This window comes from Streptomyces sp. V4I23 (genome assembly GCF_030817975.1).
GTDB lineage: Bacteria > Actinomycetota > Actinomycetes > Streptomycetales > Streptomycetaceae > Streptomyces.
The window spans coordinates 7694245-7712902 of record NZ_JAUSZW010000004.1 but is presented as its reverse complement, the minus strand read 5'-3'; the positions used below and the strand labels follow the sequence as shown (position 1 = coordinate 7712902).

The 18658-nt window shown below is 70.4% G+C and carries 12 protein-coding genes and 4 pseudogenes; all 16 read right to left on the bottom strand.

Features of this window, described 5'->3' with window-relative positions; genetic code table 11:
• Positions 1 to 68 precede the first annotated feature (68 nt).
• Complete coding sequence (locus tag QFZ82_RS37500; protein WP_307717362.1) at positions 69 to 704, bottom strand: MBL fold metallo-hydrolase; 636 nt, start codon at positions 702 to 704, stop codon at positions 69 to 71.
• A complete protein-coding gene (locus QFZ82_RS37495; protein ID WP_307717361.1) occupies positions 704 to 1789 on the bottom strand; it encodes an S-(hydroxymethyl)mycothiol dehydrogenase in 1086 nt (361 codons plus the stop codon). The genes QFZ82_RS37500 and QFZ82_RS37495 overlap by 1 nt, the downstream gene beginning before the upstream one ends.
• Positions 1790 to 2007: 218 nt before the next feature.
• Positions 2008 to 3633, bottom strand: a complete 1626-nt coding sequence (locus QFZ82_RS37490; protein ID WP_307717360.1) for a BCCT family transporter — start codon at positions 3631 to 3633, stop codon at positions 2008 to 2010.
• 188 nt (positions 3634 to 3821) lie between these two features.
• Positions 3822 to 4841, bottom strand: coding sequence for a D-inositol-3-phosphate glycosyltransferase (gene mshA, locus QFZ82_RS37485; RefSeq protein ID WP_307717359.1), 1020 nt, complete (start codon positions 4839 to 4841; stop codon positions 3822 to 3824).
• Positions 4801 to 5214 (bottom strand): glycosyltransferase, encoded by a 414-nt coding sequence (locus QFZ82_RS37480; protein ID WP_307717358.1) that lies wholly within the window; start codon positions 5212 to 5214, stop codon positions 4801 to 4803. The genes mshA and QFZ82_RS37480 overlap by 41 nt, the downstream gene beginning before the upstream one ends.
• 119 nt (positions 5215 to 5333) lie before the next feature.
• A pseudogene (gene fdhD / locus QFZ82_RS37475) lies at positions 5334 to 6197 on the bottom strand (formate dehydrogenase accessory sulfurtransferase FdhD); the annotation flags it as partial.
• A gap of 99 nt (positions 6198 to 6296) precedes the next feature.
• Positions 6297 to 7286: a GTP 3',8-cyclase MoaA gene (gene moaA / locus QFZ82_RS37470; protein ID WP_307717357.1), complete on the bottom strand. Its 990-nt coding sequence runs from the start codon at positions 7284 to 7286 to the stop codon at positions 6297 to 6299.
• 4 nt (positions 7287 to 7290) lie between these two features.
• A pseudogene (locus QFZ82_RS37465) lies at positions 7291 to 8682 on the bottom strand (L-serine ammonia-lyase); the annotation flags it as partial.
• Between the two features lie 69 nt (positions 8683 to 8751).
• Positions 8752 to 10008, bottom strand: a complete 1257-nt coding sequence (gene glyA / locus QFZ82_RS37460; protein ID WP_307717356.1) for a serine hydroxymethyltransferase — start codon at positions 10006 to 10008, stop codon at positions 8752 to 8754.
• Positions 10005 to 10394, bottom strand: coding sequence for a glycine cleavage system protein GcvH (gene gcvH / locus QFZ82_RS37455; protein ID WP_307717355.1), 390 nt, complete (start codon positions 10392 to 10394; stop codon positions 10005 to 10007). The genes glyA and gcvH overlap by 4 nt, the downstream gene beginning before the upstream one ends.
• 42 nt (positions 10395 to 10436) lie before the next feature.
• On the bottom strand, positions 10437 to 11618 hold the full coding sequence (locus QFZ82_RS37450) for an NAD(P)/FAD-dependent oxidoreductase (RefSeq protein WP_307717354.1): 1182 nt from the start codon (positions 11616 to 11618) through the stop codon (positions 10437 to 10439).
• A 514-nt stretch (positions 11619 to 12132) separates the two neighbouring features.
• Positions 12133 to 13018, bottom strand: a pseudogene (locus QFZ82_RS37445) (ATP-binding SpoIIE family protein phosphatase); the annotation flags it as partial.
• Between the two features lie 59 nt (positions 13019 to 13077).
• Positions 13078 to 13251, bottom strand: a pseudogene (locus QFZ82_RS39900) (hypothetical protein); the annotation flags it as partial.
• Positions 13252 to 13827: 576 nt separating this feature from the next.
• Positions 13828 to 14961 (bottom strand): aromatic ring-hydroxylating dioxygenase subunit alpha, encoded by a 1134-nt coding sequence (locus QFZ82_RS37440; RefSeq protein ID WP_307717353.1) that lies wholly within the window; start codon positions 14959 to 14961, stop codon positions 13828 to 13830.
• A 21-nt stretch (positions 14962 to 14982) separates the two neighbouring features.
• A complete protein-coding gene (gene solA / locus QFZ82_RS37435) occupies positions 14983 to 16131 on the bottom strand; it encodes an N-methyl-L-tryptophan oxidase (protein ID WP_307717352.1) in 1149 nt (382 codons plus the stop codon).
• A gap of 61 nt (positions 16132 to 16192) precedes the next feature.
• A complete protein-coding gene (locus QFZ82_RS37430) occupies positions 16193 to 18640 on the bottom strand; it encodes an FAD-dependent oxidoreductase (protein ID WP_307717351.1) in 2448 nt (815 codons plus the stop codon).
• Between the last annotated feature and the right edge of the window lie 18 nt (positions 18641 to 18658).

The window sequence follows — 18658 nt, the reverse complement described above, 5'->3', positions numbered from 1 at the left end:
GTCCGCGGGTCCGCCCGTAAGAGCGCGGTCGCGGACGAGAGCCCCGGCGGGGCATGGCCGTGCCCGCCTCACCAGCCGCGAACCGCCCACTCCTGCAGGTGCGGTGCTTCCGCGGCGATGGTGGTCGTCTCGCCGTGTCCGGTGTGGACGACCGTCTCACCGGGGAGTGTCAGCAGCCGGTCGCCGATCGAGGAGATGATCGTGCCGAAGTCGCTGTGGGAGCGTCCGGTCGCGCCGGGCCCTCCCGCGAACAGCGTGTCGCCGCTGAACACTGCTCCCAGTTCGGGTGCGTACAGGCACACGGCGCCCGGAGCGTGCCCAGGCGTGTGGAGGACGCGCAGGCCGATGCCCGCCACCTTGAGTTCGTCGCCGTCGGCGAGCGGGCCGTCGGGCCGCCGGTTCGGGTGCGCCATCGCCCACAGCACCTGGTCGTCGGGATGCAGGAGGATGGGCGCGCCCGTGGCGTCCGCGACGTCCGGCGCCGCGTTCACATGGTCGTTGTGCGCGTGGGTGCACACGACTGCCGACAGGCGGCGATCGCCGACGGCCGCCAGGACGGCGCCGGCGTCGTGCGCCGCGTCGATGACGACGACCTCGTCGTCGTTGCCGACGATCCAGACGTTGTTGTCGACGTCCCAGGTGCCGCCGTCCAGGCTGAACGTCCCGCTGGTGACGAGGTGTTCGATACGGGGTGCGCCGGCCATCACAGCACCACCACGGAACGCAGCACCTCACCGCGGTGCATCTTCTCGAACGCCTCCTCCACGTCGCCGAGACCGATGGTCTCGGAGACGAAGGCGTCCAGGTCGAAACGCCCTCCCAGGTACAGGTCGATGAGGGCCGGGAAGTCGCGCGAGGGCAGGCAGTCGCCGTACCAGCTGGACTTCAGCGAGCCGCCGCGCCCGAAGACGTCGAGCAGTGGCAGTTCCACCGTCATCTCCGGGGTGGGCACGCCGACCAGGACGACCGTGCCGGCCAGGTCGCGGGCGTAGAAGGCCTGCTTGTAGGTCTCGGGGCGGCCGACTGCCTCGACGACCACGTCCGCACCGAAGCCTCCGGTCAGCTCCCGCACCGCCTCCACGACGTCTGCCGTCGTGCCGTCGACGGTGTGGGTGGCGCCCATGCTCAGGGCCCGCTCCAGCTTGCGCTGATCGACGTCGACGGCGATCACCTTGCTCGCGCCGGCGAGCCTCGCGCCCGCGACGGCGGCCATTCCCACTCCGCCGCAGCCGATGACGGCGACGGAGTCCCCGCGGCCGACGGCGCCGGTGTTCACGGCTGCACCGAAGCCCGCCATGACGCCGCACCCGAGCAGGCCGGCGGCGGCCGCAGGGGCCGCCGGGTCCACCTTGGTGCACTGGCCCGCGGCCACCAGCGTCTTCTCCGCGAAGGCGCCGATGCCCAGAGCGGGTGAGAGGGGGGTGCCGTCGAGCAGCGTCATCGGCTGCGTCGCGTTGTGGGTGGAGAAGCAGTACCAGGGCTTGCCCTTGCTGCAGGCCCGGCACTGGCCGCAGACAGCACGCCAGTTGAGGATGACGAAGTCGCCCGGCTCGATGCCGGTGACTCCCTCGCCGACGGCCTCGACGCGGCCGGCCGCCTCGTGCCCCAGCAGGAAGGGGAAGTCGTCGTTGATCCCGCCCTCCCGGTAGTGGAGGTCGGTGTGGCAGACGCCGCACGCCTCGATCTTGACCAGCGCCTCACCCGGACCGGGGTCGGGGACGACGATCGTCTCGACAGAGACCGGTGCGCCCTTCTTCAGGGCGACGACGGCACGAACCTCATGAGCCATGAATTACTCCTCGAGCGGGAAACCTCCCGCACATGTTGCCTAATTAGATACACGTACCGCTATGCGCAACTGATCATCAGGGAGGGAGCGCCGGCGGTCAAGAGGTCGGACCGGCGGCGTCGGCTCGGCCGGATCCGCCCACGCGACCACGGGGAGGCCCAGATGCGGCCCTTGCCCCGCGCCCGGCTTTCGCCCCGGAAATCGCTCCCTCCGGCAGTTCAGCGCGCGGCCTGCGGATCCGCCATGGCCTCGGCCGTCCGCACACCGTCGTCCGGCTCCGCTTCGCCGTCGGCGTCAGCCGTCTTCTCACCTGCGGCAGCCGGCTTCGTCCTCGGCTCGGCGCGCAGCGCCTTCACCAGGGAGACGCACAGGCCGATCATCACGAAGAGGAACGGGAAGGCGGCGATGATGGCCACTTGTTTGACCGCCTCCAGGCCGCCGGCCAGCAGCAGGACGGCCGCGACCAGGCCGGTGAGCGTGCCCCAGAGGATCACGACGGGGCGGCTCGGGCTCGTACAGCCGCGACAGGAGAGCATGCCCAGCACCACGGAGGCCGCATCGGCACCGCTGACGAAGAACAGGCCGACCAGAACGATCACCACTACCGAGGTGAGGGGAAACCAGGGCAGAGTCTGCAAGGTGGCGAACAGGCCCGCTTCCTCGCCCTTGGCGACCGCCTCGGACAGGTGACCGCCGTGCATCTCCTGGTTCAGCGCGGTACCGCCGAGGATCGCGAACCACACGACGCTCACCAGGCTCGGCGCGATGATCACACCGACGATGAACTGCCGGATCGTACGGCCGCGGGAGATCCGTGCGATGAACGTGCCCACGAACGGCGTCCAGGAGATCCACCACGCCCAGTAGAAGACCGTCCAGCCGGAGAGCCATTCGCCGCCGCCGAAGGCACCGGTCGTGAAACTCATCTTGGGAAGCGCGGCCAGGTATCCCCCCAGCGCCTCGGTCTGGCTGTTCAGGATGAACACCGTGGGGCCCACGACGAAGACGAACAGCAGCAGGAGGCCGGCCAGGATCATGTTGCCGTTGCTCAGCCACTGGATGCCGCGATGCACCCCGGAGAGGGCGGAGAGCACGAACATGACGGTGAGGACCGCGATGATCGAGACGGCGAGCGCGGTCGAGTCGTCGACGCCCCAGAGCGTCTTCAGGCCGCTGTTGATCTGCAGCGCGCCGAGCCCGAGGGAGACGGCGGAGCCGAAGAGGGTGGCGAAGATCGCCAGGATGTCGATGGACTTGCCCAGCGGTCCGTCGACCCGGTCACCGAGCAGGGGACGGAAGGCGGAGCTGATCAGGCTGTTGCCGCTCTTGCGGAACCCGAAGTAGGCGAGCGCCAGGCCGGCGACGGCGTACATCGCCCAGGGATGGATCGCCCAGTGGAAGTACGAGTACTCCAACGCCACCTTGGCCGCGTCCTCGCTCCCCGCCTCGGCCGTACCCGGCGGGGGGCTGGACATATGCATGATGGGTTCACTCGCCCCGTAGAACATCAGGCCGATGCCCATGCCGGCGCTGAACATCATCGCCACCCAGGAGGCGGTGCTGAATTCGGGTCGCTCGTGGTCCTTGCCGAGCCGGATACAGCCGAACCGGCTGAACGCCAACACGGCCGCCAGCAGCACGAATCCGGAGCTCGCCAGGACGAACAGCCAGCCGAAGTTCCCGATGATCCGGCCGAGCGTCACCTCGGCCACCGAAGCGAGATTGTCGGTGAAGAACACTCCCCACGCCACGAACAGGGCGGACAGCGTCACGGATATGTAGAGGACGGCCGGATCCACTCGACCCAGAGCCGATCTTGCTTTCTTCGTCGTTGCGGTACTCATCCGAAGCCTTCCGAAAGAGGACATGGGGCGGAGGGAGGGCCTCTGCCCTGCGGGAACCACCGCACATTGGTGCGTGACACGCAACTGTCAGCTTGATGTGCAACACAGTCCCTTCCGGACCCCGGTACGTCAAGCCCCGTACACCCATCGTTTCGGTCTCGACCGAGCCCGCCCGCGGTGATGTCCGGCTACGGCTCGGAGGCGAGGGCGCCGGCGTGCAGCGACCGCAGGTGACGCTCGTGTATCGCCTGCGTGTACAGGTCCGCCGTCGCCGCCGCAGCCGAGTCCCAGCCGAAGGACCGGGCGTGCCGTGCAGCGGCCTCGCCCATCCGGGCGGAGAGCGCCGGGTCGTCGGCGAAGCCGTGCAACGCCCGCGCGTAGTCCACCGGATCGTGCCCCGGTACGAGCACGCCGCTCGTCCCGTCCCGTACGGCCACCGGCAGGCCGCCGACCTCGGCCGCGATCACCGGGGTGCCACAGGCCTGTGCCTCGATCGCCACCAGGCCGAAGGACTCGCTGTGGGACGGCATGACCAGGACCGACGCCGCCCGGTACCAGTCGGCGAGCTGTTCCTGGCCCACCGGCGGCCGGAACAGCACGACATCGCCGATGCCGAGCCTGGCCGCCAGCTTCTGCAGCCCCTCCGGCTTGGCGAGTCCGCTGCCGCTCGGCCCGCCGATGACCGGCACCACGAGCCGCTCACGCAGCCGGGGCCGCTCCTCCAACAGCCGGGCCACGGCGAACAGCAGGACGTCCGGCGCCTTCAACGGCTGTATACGGCCCGCGAAGAGGGGGACGAGTGCGTCCTGCGGCAGCCCGAGGCGGGCGCGGGCCGCGGCCCGGCCGGCCTCGACGCCCGAGGCGTCGGGCCGGAAGCGCTCCAGGTTGACCCCCGGATGGACGACGGCGACCCGGCCGGTGTCGGCGTCGTAGTGGCGGAGCAACTCCTCCGCCTCCTTCTCGGTATTGGCTATCAGCCGGTCCGCGGCCCGGACGACCTGCGTCTCGCCGAGGACACGGGAGGCGGGTTCGGGGGTGTCGCCCTCGGCGAGCGCGGCGTTCTTGACCTTGGCCATGGTGTGCATGGCGTGGACGAGGGGAACGCCCCAGCGTTCGGCGGCGAGCCAGCCGACGTGGCCGGAGAGCCAGTAGTGCGAGTGGACGAGGCTAGTGCCCGGGCCGGTGGCCCGCCCACGCCTGCATGACACCGTGCGTGAACGCGCACAGCTGGGGCGGCAGGTCCTCCTTGGCCAGACCCTCGTAGGGGCCCGCGTCGACGTGCCGCACGAGGACGCCGGGCGCGAGCTCGACGACCGGCTGCAGACCGCCGGTGGTGGCCCGCGTGAAGATCTCGACCTCGATGTCGATGGCCGCGAGCCGCTTGGCGAGCTCGACGATGTAGACGTTCATGCCGCCCGCGTCGCCCGTGCCCGGCTGGTGCAGCGGCGAGGTGTGCACGCTGAGCATCGCGACGCGGCGGGGGCGGCGGTGGGAGCCGGGAAGCGGCGTTCGAGGCGGGGCGGCGAGGGTTTTGGAGGCGGGGCCGCGGTGCCTGCCGGGCCGGGTCGTGTACTGGCTCATGTCGCCAGTCCCCCTTGCGGCTGCCCTGGCTTGCCGTACGCCGGGCGTACGCCCGGGTTCTGCTTCTGTGGTGCGGCTTGCGTCGAGGACGTCGGTGTCGCCGGTGCGAGCCCCGCCGCTGCGGCCGCGGCCCGCAGGTCGAGGCGCTGCTCGCCCGCGTACACGTTCATGGAGGCGCCGCGCAGGAAGCCGATGAGCGTGAGCCCGGTCTCCGACGCCAGGTCGACCGCGAGGGAGGACGGTGCCGAGACCGCGGCCAGCACCGGGATGCCTGCCATCACGGCCTTCTGGGCCAGCTCGAAGGAGGCCCGCCCGGACACCAGCAGAATGCTCCGGGACAGCGGCAGTCGGCCGGACTGGAGCGTGCGGCCGATCAGCTTGTCGACGGCGTTGTGACGGCCCACGTCCTCCCGCAGGTCCAGCAGTTCGCCCTCGGGCGAGAACAGTCCGGCGGCGTGCAGGCCCCCGGTCCGGTCGAACACCCGCTGCGCGGCCCGCAGTCGGTCGGGCAGGGCGGCCAGCAGCTCGGGGCCGACCCGGACCGGGGGGTCGTCGCAGATCGGCCCGCGGGCGGTGGTCCGCACGGCCTCCAGGCCGGCCTTGCCGCACAGCCCGCAGGAGGAGGTGGTGTACACGTTCCGCTCGAGCGTGATGTCGGGCACCGGCACGCCGGGGGCGAGCCGCACGTCGACGACGTTGTACGTGTTCGAGCCTCCCCCAGCTACCGCCGGGGGTGCCCCCAGGGTGGCGCCCGCGCAGTACACGATGTTCGCCACGTCTTCGGCCCGGCCGAGGACGCCCTCGCTCACCAGGAATCCGGCAGCCAGGGCGAAGTCGTCGCCGGGCGTGCGCATGGTGATCGCCAGCGGCTTGCCGTTCAGCCGGATCTCCAGTGGTTCCTCGGCGACCAGTGTGTCCGGGCGGGTGCTCAGCGCACCGTCCCGGATGCGCAGCACGCGCCGTCGCCCGGTGACCCGTCCCATGCGTTGCTCCCGGTTTCTGTACGTGCTGGTGGCCGAAGTCTCGAATCCTGTGGGCGTCCGCTTCGTCCGGGCAGTCGTGCCGCTCGCCGCCCCGGCGCGTCAGCCGCCGATCGCCGACATCGGCCGCTCGGGCTGCAGGAAGGACGGGTCGTCGAGCCCGGATGCGGCCTTCTTGCCCCGCATCGCCGTCTGCCACAGCCGCGCGATTTCCTCGTCGGGCGCCTCGGAACGCAGAGCGGCCCGCAGGTCGGTCTCCTCGGTGGCGAAGAGGCAGGTCCGCACCTGGCCGTCGGCCGTGAGCCGGGTGCGGTCGCAGGCGCGGCAGAAGGGCCGGGTGACGGAGGCGATGACGCCCACCCGGGCCGGGCCGCCGTCGACGATCCAGCGCTCGGCGGGCGCGGAGCCGCGGGCCTCGTCCGGCTCGGGGGTGAGGGTGAAGCGGGTGCGCAGGCTCTCCAGGACATCGCCTGCGGTGATCAGGCCATCGCGCTTCCAGCCGTGCTGGGCGTCCAGCGGCATCTGCTCGATGAAGCGGAGCTCGTAGCCGTTGTCCACGGCCCAGGCGAGCAGGTCGGGCGCCTCGTCGTCGTTGAGACCGGGCATCAGCACGGCATTGACCTTGACCGGGGTGAGCCCCGCGTCGCGGGCCCCCTCCAGACCCTTCAGCACGTCCCGGTGGCGGTCACGTCGGGTCAGGGCCTTGAAGACGTCCGGGCGCAGAGTGTCCAGCGAGACGTTGACCCGGTCCAGGCCCGCGTCCCTCAGCGCCTGGGCGGTGCGCTGCAGCCCGATGCCGTTGGTGGTCAGCGACATCCGGGGGCGGGGTTCGAGGGCGGCGCAGCGCTCGACGATGCCCACGAGGCCGGGCCGCAGCAGGGGTTCGCCCCCGGTGAAGCGGACCTCGGTGATGCCGAGGCCGGTGACCGCGATGCGGATCAGCCGGACGATCTCGTCGTCGGTGAGCAGGTCGGGCTTGGCCAGCCACTGCATGCCCTGTCCGGGCATGCAGTACGTGCAGCGCAGGTTGCACCGGTCGGTGAGCGAGACCCGCAGGTCGGTGGCGACGCGACCGAACGTGTCGTTGAGCACCGTTCTGCATGACGTTGACGGCGAGGCCGCCGCGGGCGGTCTCCTTGTACTTCACCTTCATGTCCGCGCCGGTCTCCTTCATGGTCTTGATGACCTTGTCGAGGGAAACGTGGTGGCGGCCGTCGCCGCGCATGGCCATGCGGGCGGCGGTCACCGCCTTCACCGCTGCCATGCCGTTGCGTTCGATGCAGGGGATCTGGACGAGGCCGCCGACGGGGTCGCAGGTCAGGCCGAGGTTGTGCTCCATGCCGATCTCGGCGGCGTTCTCGACCTGCTCCGGGCTGCCGCCGAGCACCTCGGCCAGGCCGCCCGCGGCCATGGAGCAGGCGGAGCCGACCTCGCCCTGGCAGCCGACCTCGGCGCCGGAGATGGAGGCGTTCTCCTTGAACAGCATGCCGATCGCACCTGCCGTGAGCAGGAAGCGGACGATGCCGTCGTCCTTGTCTCCTGGGCGGGCCCCGCCCGGCACGAAGTTGAGGTAGTAGTGCAGGACGGCCGGGATGATCCCGGCGGCGCCGTTGGTCGGGGCGGTGACGACCCGGCCGCCGGCGGCGTTCTCCTCGTTGACGGCCATCGCGTACAGGGTCACCCACTCCATCGCGCGGCCCGCCGGATCGCCCTCGCTGCGCAGCGCCCGGGCCGCCGCCGCGGCCCGGCGGCGGACCTTCAGGCCGCCGGGGAGGATCCCCTCGTGGGACAGGCCCCGGGAGACGCAGGCCTGCATGACCCGCCAGATGTCCAGCAGGCCGGTGCGGATCTCGTCCTCGGTGCGCCAGGCCTTCTCGTTCTCCAGCATCAGCGCGGAGATCGACAGACCCGTCTCCCGGGTGAGGCTTAGCAGTTCGTCGCCGGTGCGGAAGGGGTGCTTCAACACGGTGTCGTCCAGCTTGATCCGGTCCGCGCCGACGGCCTCCTCGTCGACGACGAAGCCGCCGCCGACCGAGTAGTACGTCTTCTCCAGCAGCGGCAGCCCCTGCGCGTCGTACGCGAACAGGGACATGCCGTTGGCGTGGTACGGCAGCGAGCGCCGGCGGTGCAGGACCAGCTGGGTCGAGGCGTCGAAGTCGATCTCGTGGGCCGGGCCGATCTCGGCGGCGAGGAGGCGGATGCGGTTGGTGGTGCGGATCCGTTCGACGTCCAGCTCGGCCTGGGCGACGTCGACCGTGTGCGGCTCGTTGCCCTCCAGCCCGAGCAGGACGGCCTTGGGGGTGCCGTGGCCGTGGCCGGTGGCGCCGAGGGAGCCGAAGAGCTCCGCCCGCACCGCGGCGGTCTGGGCGAGCAGGCCGTCCTTCTTCAGCCGGACGGCGAACATCCGGGCGGCGCGCATCGGGCCGACGGTGTGCGAGCTGGAGGGGCCGATGCCGATGGAGAACAGGTCGAAGACGCTGATTGCCACGCCATACTCCGTGGGATTGGAGGGACATGCCGACCGTGCCGTGGGCATGTCCCTTGCGAGGGTTGTCGGTTACAGGCCTGGGTAGAGCGGGTGCTTCTCGGCGAGGGCGGTGACCCGGGCGCGCAGGGCCTGCGCGTCGTAGGCGGGCTTCAGGGCCTCGGCGATGATGTCGGCGACCTCGCGGAAGTCGTCGGCCGTGAAGCCGCGGGTGGCCAGTGCCGGGGTGCCGATCCGCAGGCCGGAGGTGACCATCGGGGGCCTCGGGTCGTTCGGGATGGCGTTGCGGTTGACCGTGATGCCGACCTCGTGGAGGCGGTCCTCGGCCTGCCGGCCGTCCAGCTCGCTGTTGCGCAGGTCCACCAGGACCAGGTGCACGTCGGTGCCGCCGGACAGGACGGAGACGCCGTGCTCGGTGACGTCGGCCTGGACCAGGCGCTCGGCGAGGATGCGGGCGCCTTCCAGGGTGCGCCGCTGGCGCTCCTTGAACTCCTCCGAGGCCGCGACCTTGAAGGAGACGGCCTTGGCGGCGATGACGTGCTCGAGAGGGCCGCCCTGGAAGCCGGGGAAGACCGCGGAGTTCAGCTTCTTCGCGAACTCCTTCTTCGCCAGGATGATGCCGCCGCGGGGGCCGCCGAGGGTCTTGTGCGTGGTGGAGGTGACCACGTCCGCGTACTCGACCGGGTTCGGGTGCAGACCGGCGGCCACCAGGCCGGCGAAGTGCGCCATGTCGACCCAGAGGTACGCCTCGACCTCATCGGCGATCCGGCGGAACGCCGCGAAGTCCAGCTGCCGCGGGTACGCCGACCAGCCGGCGATGATCACTTTCGGGCGGTGTTCCTTGGCGAGACGCTCGACCTCGGCCATGTCCACCAAGCCGGCCTCGTCGACGTGGTACGCGACGACGTCGAACTGCTTGCCGGAGAAGTTCAGGCGCATGCCGTGGGTGAGGTGGCCGCCGTGCGCGAGGTCCAGGCCCAGGATCGTGTCGCCGGGCTGCGCGATCGCGAACAGCGCGGCCTGGTTGGCGGACGCGCCCGAGTGGGGCTGCACGTTGGCGTGCTCGGCGCCGAACAGCTCCTTGATGCGGTCGATCGCGATCTGCTCGACCACGTCGACGTGCTCACAGCCGCCGTAGTAGCGGCGGCCGGGGTAGCCCTCGGCGTACTTGTTGGTCAGGACGGAGCCCTGGGCCTCCATGACCGCGACCGGGGCGAAGTTCTCCGACGCGATCATTTCCAGGGTGGACTGCTGACGGTGGAGCTCGGCGTCGACGGCGGCGGCCACATCCGGGTCCAGCTCGTCAAGGGGCTGGTGGAAGAGGGTCATCGGCGGTCTCCTTGTGTGTGGGCGCAGTACGCGGCATACGCATCGGCGGACAGTGCGCCGGCGATGTTCTCGACCCGCAGCTTGAACAGCCAACCGACGGTGTAGGGAGAAGCGTTGACAGCGCCCGGGTCGTCGGCCAGCGCGGTGTTGACTTCCAGGACCTCACCGGAGGCAGGTGCGTACAGGTCGCTGACGGCTGTGGGTGACCTGATCTCCCCGCAGCTCTCCCCGGCCTCGACGTGGGTGCCGATTTCGGGCAGCCGGAGGTGGACGACATCGCCGAGCGCGTCGGCCGCGAACGCGGTGATGCCGACGGTGGCGTTGCCCTTGTCCACGACCAGCCACTCGTGGTCCCAGGTGTACCGCAGGTGCTGCGGAACGCTCATGGAGATCTCCCGAGGACCGCAGAGGCAGTCGGGGCGGGGAGCTCATGAGGCGGCGGCCGCGACGGCCGGGGTGAGGGTGCGGCGGAGCCGGTTGAAGAGCTTCGGCTGGTTCAGGGAGAGCACGGCGACGGGGTTGCCCTCGTGCCGGTAGACGGCCGTGAAGGAGCGGCTGTCGAGGTCGCCCTCGACGACCTGCGGCTCGGCACCGGGGGCGACGTGTCCGGCGAGCTGGATGCGCACGTTGTACTGGTCGGACCAGAAGTACGGCGCGGTGCACGGGGCGGGGGCCGACACGCCGGAGAGCAGCGTGCGGGCGGCGGTCTTCGCCTGCTCGGTGGCGTTGCTCCAATGCTCGATGCGGGCGTGCCGCCCGGTGAACAGGCTGGGGCAGCGGGCGACGTCACCGACGGCGACCACGCCCGGGACGCTGGTCGCGCAGCCGGCATCGCACACCACTCCGTCGTCCACCTGAACGCCGGAACCGGCGAGCCAGTCGGTGGCGGGCCGTACCCCCACCCCTACCACGACGATGTCGGCGGGCAGCAGGCGCCCGTCGGCCAGCCGTACGCCGGTGACCCGGCCGTCGCCGTCGAGTCCGGCCACGCCGGTTCCGCACAGCAGGCGCACTCCGTGATCGGTGTGGAGCGAGGAGCACACCAGCCCCATCTCGCGCCCCAGTTGGCGTTCCAGTGGTACGTCGAGCGCCTCGACGACGGTGACGTGGAGCCCGAGCTGGTGAGCGGTGGACGCCACCTCGGCGCCGATGAAGCCGGCGCCGATGACGACGACCCGGGGCAGGCCGTCCAACAGCTCGGCGCGCAGGGCCTTGGCGTCGTCCAGGGTCCGCAGGGTGTGGACACCGGCCAGACCCTGCGTGCCGGGGAGCGTCCGGGGACTGGCGCCGGTCGCGACGACGACCCGGTCGGTGCGCAACTGCCGCCCTCCGGCCAGGGTGAGGGACCGGGCCGCGGTGTCGAGCCGCATCGCGCGCTCGCCGAGCAGCCACTGCACGTTCAGGTCCTCGTACTCGTCCGCGTCGCCGAGCGCGAGCGCTTCGGCGTCGAGGTCGCCCTTGAGGAAGTCCTTGGACAGCGGCGGGCGGTCGTAGGGGGTGTGGCGCTCCTCCCCGATGACGACGAGGTCGCCGTCGTAGCCTTCTGCGCGCAGCGCGCGGACCGTGCTCAGGCCTGCCAGCGACGCTCCGACGACGGTGATGCTCTTCATGCCGGCTCCCCGACGGTGACGTGGAGTTGGACATGGCCGCCTGCCGGGAGGACCTGGCGGGTACCCACCGGGCCCTTCACCGGCGGGCGGGTGACGCGGCTGGACTCGCCAGGCGGCAGGTCTTGGATCCGGCACACCGTGATCATGGGGAACCTCCGGGTTGCGGTGCCCGACTGGGTTGGGAAGCCGTCGGCCGGGGGTGACACCCGGTTCGTCGACGGAGCGGGAGCGACAAGGCTATCTCGAATAACACAACCGAATTCACTATGCGCAACATGCTTTCGGTTGGCCCCAGGGGTTGTCAAGAGAGAGGGCCACATCAGTCCCCCATGGTGCATGGCGTTGCGCCATGCTCAACACTGCAGGTGATCGCGATCCGGTCCTTCGAGCCGCCGCGGCAGAGGCTTGGGGGAAGGCACGGGGCTGCCACCGTCGGCATCCAGCAGGCGGCTACGTGGGACGGTCCGGCCCAGGAGGTGACGGCCTGCGGTCACAGGTCCGGCTCGTCCCTCCCTCAGAGCTCCGCCTGGGAGATGCCCCCGTCCAGCAGGATGTCGCCCACGCCGGAACCAGGTTCGGCCGCGTGATCGTCCAGGAACTGTTCGGTCCAGATGACCTTGCCGCGGGCGGTGTACCGGGTGCCCCAGCGCTGGGCGAACTGGGCGACGAGGAACAGTCCCCGGCCGCCCTCGTCAGTGGTGGCCGCCCGGCGCAGGTGCGGGGAGGTGCTGGAGCCGTCGGCGACCTCGCAGATCAGGCTGTCCCGGTCGTGCAGCAGGCGCAGCCGGATCGGGTCGGTGCCGTAGCGGATGGCGTTGGTGACCAGTTCGCTGAGGATGAGCTCAGTGGTGAAGGTGAGCTCGTCCAGGCCTGACGGACACAGGCAGCGCGGACAGAGGCCACCGCGGCAGGATCGGAGGGCACGTCCCACCCGGCGACCCGGTCCGGTTCCAGCAGCCGGGTGCGGGCCACCAGCAGGGCGATGTCGTCGCTGGGGCGGGCGGGCAGCAGGGCGTCGAGTACCGCCTGACATGCCTGTTCCGGAGAATGGTCGGGGTGCGCCAGGGCGTCTCGCAGAAGTTCGAGGCCGGTGTCGATGTCGCGGTCGCGGTTCTCGACGAGCCCGTCGGTGTACAGGACCAGCCGGGAGCCCTCGGGCAGCTGCAGTTCGGCGGTCTCGATGGGCAGGCCCGCACCCAGGCCGAGGGGCGGGGAGACGGGCACGTCGGGGAAGGTGACGATGCCGTCGGGTGCACAAGGGCGGGCCCGGGATGGCCGGCCCGGGCGATGCTGCAATGACCGGAGACCGGGTCGTAAATCGCGACCAGACAGGTGGCGCCCGTGACGCCTGCGCTCTCGCCCTCGGCGGCCTCTCTCTGGTCGATGTCGGCGACCAGTTCAGCCCGACGACCGAGCCTCCGGCGTCGAAGACGGGAACCATCGTGTCCACCGCACGGCCGACGCCCGGCGTGTCGTAGGTCTCCTGGTGCACATTGCCGGCGAGCGCGTCCGCGTAGGAGCCGACGACATGCTTGCCGATCAGGTCCGGGTCCGGGTGGGTCCAGCGGAAGCCTTGCCGGACTGAACGCGATGATGTAGTCGACCCCGGACTCCTTGCGGGCTTTCTCCGCACGCGGCTGCAGGAGCGCACTGGGGTCGGCGGATTCCATGGCCGCCAGCGTCCCCGGGGCGTGCGCGAAGGTCTGGGCGCCGACGAGCGAGCGCTCACGGGCCTCCTGCAGGCTTGCGCTGCGGGCCTGCAGCACGAGGGCCACCACCGCAGCGACGACGAGCAGCATGACGACTGCCAGCTGCAGGACGAAGACCTGGCCTGCGACGCTGTGCACGCTCAGCACGGAGGGGAGACGGACCGGCGGGGGCGGGGCCTCGTGGTCGCCCTCGGATCCGGCCGGCTGCCCGGCCCCGGGCGCCGGGCCTCACGCCGATCCCGCGTACGCCACCCGGCGAAAAGCCGGGAAGACGATACGGAGGATCGCCAAAATGTGCGCATATCAATACTTCTAGTACTGATGGCCACGGTAAGCCAGCACGGCCGCTGCGCGACCGAACCGTGGTGGCTGCGGATCCGGCGCCCTCACGGCAAGGTGCGGCCGCACCTCGGCGATCGCCGGAGCGGGTGGCTGATGGGCCCGTCCACCTGCCGGAGGGGCCGCACGGCAGGTGGACGGGCTGTACTGGGTGGGGCGGGTCAGTCAGTGGGCCGCGCGTCGAGCTTGTCCTGCAGCCAGGTGTGGAATTCGCCGATGTGGTGCTCGCTGGGCACCAGGACACCGCCCTTGGCATACGCCCTCGAGCTCATCGCCGGCTGCGTGCGCTCACACGCGTCGAAGTCCTGCTGGTTGACCCGGTGGAACAACTCCACCGAACGCTCCACGTCCTTGCCGCTCTCCACCACATGCGGCAGATACAGCCAGTCGCACTCCACGATCGTGCGGCCGGGCGCCATCGGATACATCCGGTGGAAGATCACATGGTCCGGCACCAGATTGATGAACACCTGCGGCCGCACCGTGATCGCGTAATAACGGCGGTCCTGCTCCTCCGCGACACCCGGAATACGATCCAGACCCTCCGACCCGTCGACCGTGAACCCCTTCACCTCCTCACCGAACTCCGCCCCGTGCCCGACGTAGTACTGCGCCGCATAACCGTCCGCGAACTCCGGCAGCACCTCGGTGAGTTCGGGATGAATGGTCGCGCAGTGATAGCACTCCATGAAATTCTCGATGATCAGCTTCCAGTTGGCCTGCACGTCATACGTGATCCGTCGGCCCACCTGCAGATCGTCGATCCCGTAGCGCTCGATCGACTCGAGATCCCCCAACCGCTCGACCACCGCACCCTGCACATCCGCCTCGAACGACGGCGGCGTCTCGGCCAGGCACACCCACACATACCCCAGCCACTCCCGCACATGGACATTGACCAGGCCGTACCCGGTCCGGTCGACGTCCGGCATCGACGTCAGATTCGGCGCCGCCACCAGCTTGCCGTCCAGACCATAGGTCCAGGCGTGATACGGGCACTGGAACGCCCGCTTCACCTCACCCGACTCCTCCGTGCACAACTTCGCCCCACGGTGCCGGCAGATGTTCAAGAACGCCCTCACCGAACCGTCCCGGGAACGGGAGACCAGCACACTCTCCCGCCCCACCTGAAAGGTGCGGAAAGCACCCGGCTTGGCCAGATCGGCGGCACGGGCCACACAGAACCACATGGCCTCGAAAACCCGCTCCTGCTCCCGAGCGAAAACCCCAGGATCGGTGTAGTACTCACCGGCCAGCGTGGCAATCAGGCTGGGCGGCAGATTCGTGATGGTCATCGTGTCACCTTCGAAAAGAGGTCAGACGCGCACACGGCGGGGGTCGAACAGGGCGATGGGGTGTTCGGTGGAGCCTTCCGTGGCGAGGTCGGCGATGATCTCGCCGATCACGGGCACGAACTTGAAGCCGTGGCCGGAGAATCCGCAGGCCACCGTTACCTGCGGGTGCTCGGGGTGTTGAGAAAGGACGAAGTGCTCGTCCGGAGTGTTGCTGTACATGCAGGCCGCGCCCTTGAGGAAGCGGCCGGGCAGTGAGGGGATCCGCGGACGCAGGTACTCGGCGATGGCCGCGACCTCCTCGGGGTGGACTTCCCTGTCGAGGGTGTCCGGGTCGCTGGGGACGCCCTTGCGGAAGAAGGCGACCTTGGCGCCTTTGTCGGGGCCGTCGAGGGACGGGAAGCCGTAGATCTGGGTGCCGTCCGGGTCCTCCCAGATGTAGACGGGGTGCCGGTCGGCGGTGAACGGGCCGACGCCGCCCTCTGGCTGGAACCAGTACATGACCTGCCGCTCCACCGTCACACTCACGCCGAGGTCGGACAGGAGCTTCGGAGCCCAGGCGCCGGGGGCGATGACCAGCCGGTCGGCGATGTAGGCGCCGCGGTCGGTCACCGCCCAGGCCTTGCCGCCCGGGCCGTCGGCCTCCCATCCGAGGACCATTTCCGCGAAGTGCAGCTCGGCGCCGTGTTCGCGGGCGAGGTCCAGGTGGGCGTTGACGGTCGCCTCCGGCCGGGCGACGCCGGCCTTGCGCTCGTAGAAGCCGACGTCCTCGGCGGCCGGGTTGAAGGTGGGGAAGCGGCGCCGGATGTCGGCGGCGCCAAGGACCTCGTGGTCCAGGCCCCACTGCTGGGCGCTGCCGAGTGTGCCGGCGAAGGCGAGGCTGTCCTCGCGTCCGATCATGAGGCCCCCTGTTTCGGTGAAGACCTCGTGGCCGGAGTCGACGGCCAGCTTCTCCCACAGCTCGTGGGAGCGGAGCAGCAGTGGAACATAGGCGGGGTCCTCGAAGTAGGCCTGCCGGTAGATGCGGGATCCGCCGTGGCTGGAGCCGAGGTTGTGGGCCGGGCCGAAGCGCTCCAGGCCGAGCACTCGCTGACCGCGGGCGGCAAGGTGGTAGGCGGCTGCGCTGCCCATCCCGCCCAGACCGACGACGATCACGTCGTACGAAGTGGCCATGTGTCCATCTCCTGGGAATCTTGCTGTCGTTGAGTTGGTTCTGCGCGTGCCCGCGGCCGGTTCAGCGCCGGATGCGTGACATCTCGGGGTCGAACAGGGGCTCGGCGGCCGTGACGGCCGCGACTCCGGTGCCGAAGTACTCGATCTCCACCGGCGTTCCAGGGGCGGTGTGCTGGGCGGGCAGCCAGGCGTAGGCGATCGGCGCGTCGATCGTGTAGCCGTAGGCGGCGCTGGTCACGTAGCCGACCGGCCGGCCGTTTACGTAGACCGGCTCGTGCCCCATCACCACGGCCTGCTGGTCCCGGATCACCAGGGCGGTGAGCCGGCGGCCGACATTCTCCTCGCTGACTCCCTCCAGTGCGGGCCGTCCGGTGAAGTGCGGCTTCTTGCGGCGGACGGCGAAGCCGAGGCCGGCCTCGTAGGGGTTGTGCTCGGTGGTCATGTCATGGCCCCAGGAGCGGTAGCCCTTCTCCAGGCGCAGGCTGTTGAAGGCGCTGCGGCCGGCAGCGATGATCCCCAGCTCCTGCCCGGCCTCCCACAGGGTGTCCCACAGCTTGGCTCCGACATCGGCCGTGGTGTAGAGCTCCCAGCCGAGCTCGCCCACGTAGCTGAGTCGCATCGCGGTGACCGGGACGTCGCCGAGGTAGGCCTGCTTGGCCTTGAAGTAGCCGAAGCCCTGGTGGGAGAAGTCGGTTTCGGTCAGCGGTTGCACCAGGTCGCGGGCGAGCGGACCCCACACGCCCAGGCAGCAGGTGCCGGCGGTGATGTCGCGCACCTGCACGGAGCCGTCGCCGGGCAGATGGCGGCGCAGCCAGTCCAGGTCGAGGTTGCCGTTGGCGCCGATCTGGAAGCGCTCGGTGTCCAGGCGGGCGATGGTCAGGTCGCTGCGGATGCCGCCGGCGTCGTCGAGCAGCAGGGTGTAGGTGACCGAGCCGACCGGTTTGTCGAGTTGATTGGTCGTCAGCACCTGGAGGAGGGAGAGCGCTTCGGGGCCCGTGACCTCGAGCCGCTTCAGCGGGGTCATGTCGTACAGGGCCACACGCTCGCGGGTGACGAGGGCCTCGGCGCCGGCGATCGGCGACCAGTAGCGGGAGGCCCAGTCGTTGCGGTGGGGGATCTTGGCCACTTCGGGCAGGTCGGCGTTGGCCTCGTACCAGTGGGGCCGCTCCCAGCCGCCGCCTTCCAGGAAGACTGCGCCGAGTGCCTCCTGGCGGGATTGGAAGGGGCTGATCCGCAGGGGGCGAGGGGCCTCGACCGGCTGCAGCGGGTGGAGGATGTCGTACACCTCGTCGAAGTTCTGGCAGCTGCGCTCGTGCACGTAGGAGGGAGCCAGCTGCACCTCCTCGAAGCGGTTGACGTCGCACTCGTGGACATCGGTGCCGGGCCGGCCGTCGACCAGCCACTCGGCCATCGCCTTGGCCACGCCGGCGGAGTGGGTGACCCACACGGCCTCCGCCAGCCAGAAGCCCTGCACGGTCGGTGACTCGCCCATCAGCGGCATGCCGTCGGAGGTGAAGGAGAAGATGCCGTTGAAGCCCTCCTCGACCTTCGCGTCGGCCAGAGACGGGAGCAGGGTGACCGAGTCGGCCCAGGCGCCCTCGAAGTCGGCCTCGGTGAACTCCAGCGAGGACGGCATCACGGTGTCGCGCGGGTGCGCGACGTCGTCCAGGCAGACGGGCATCGGGCGGTGGGCGTAGGAGCCGATGCCGATCCGGTCGACGAGCTCGCGGTAGTACAGGCCGGCGTCCTGGTTGCGCAGGATGGGCAGGGACGCCTCGGTGCGCTCGTCGTTGCGTCCGGCGAGCACGGGCAGTGCGGTGGTGCGGGCGTACTGGTGGGCCAGTGGTACCAGCGGCACGTCCTGCCCGACCATGCCTCCGATCCTCGGGCCCCAGAAGCCGGCGCAGGAGACCACGATGTCCGCCGGGAAGGTCCCCTGGTCGGTGACCACCGCGCTGACCTGGTCCCCGCTCGTCTCGATCCCGGTCACCGTGTGGTGGCCGAGGAACCGGGCGCCGCGGGACATCGCCAGGCGGGCCTGCGCCTCGCCCGCCCGCAGGGCCTTGGCCAGGCCGTCGCTGGGGATGTGGAATCCGCCGAGGATCTGCTCGGCGTCCAGCAGGGGGCGCAGTGCGGCGGACTCCTCGGGGGTGAGCAGGCGGCTGTCGACGCCCCAGGAGCTCAGCCAGCCGTGCCGGCGCTGGATCTCCGCCAGCCGCTCGGGGCTGGTGGCCACCTCCAGCCCGCCGACCTGCTGGAAGCACCACTGCCCGTCCAGGGTCAGCGCGCTGTACTTCTCGACCGTGTAGCGGGCGAACTCGGTCATCGTCTTGGACCCGTTGGTCTGGAACACCAGACCGGGGGCGTGCGAGGTGGAGCCGCCCGTGGTGAAGAGCGGGCCCTGCTCCAGGACGGTGACGTCCGTCCAGCCGCGTGCGGCGAGTTCGTCGCTGAGTGCGCACCCGACGATGCCTGCACCGATGATGACCACCTTCGGCTGTGCCGCCATGGCCTTCCTCCAGATTCG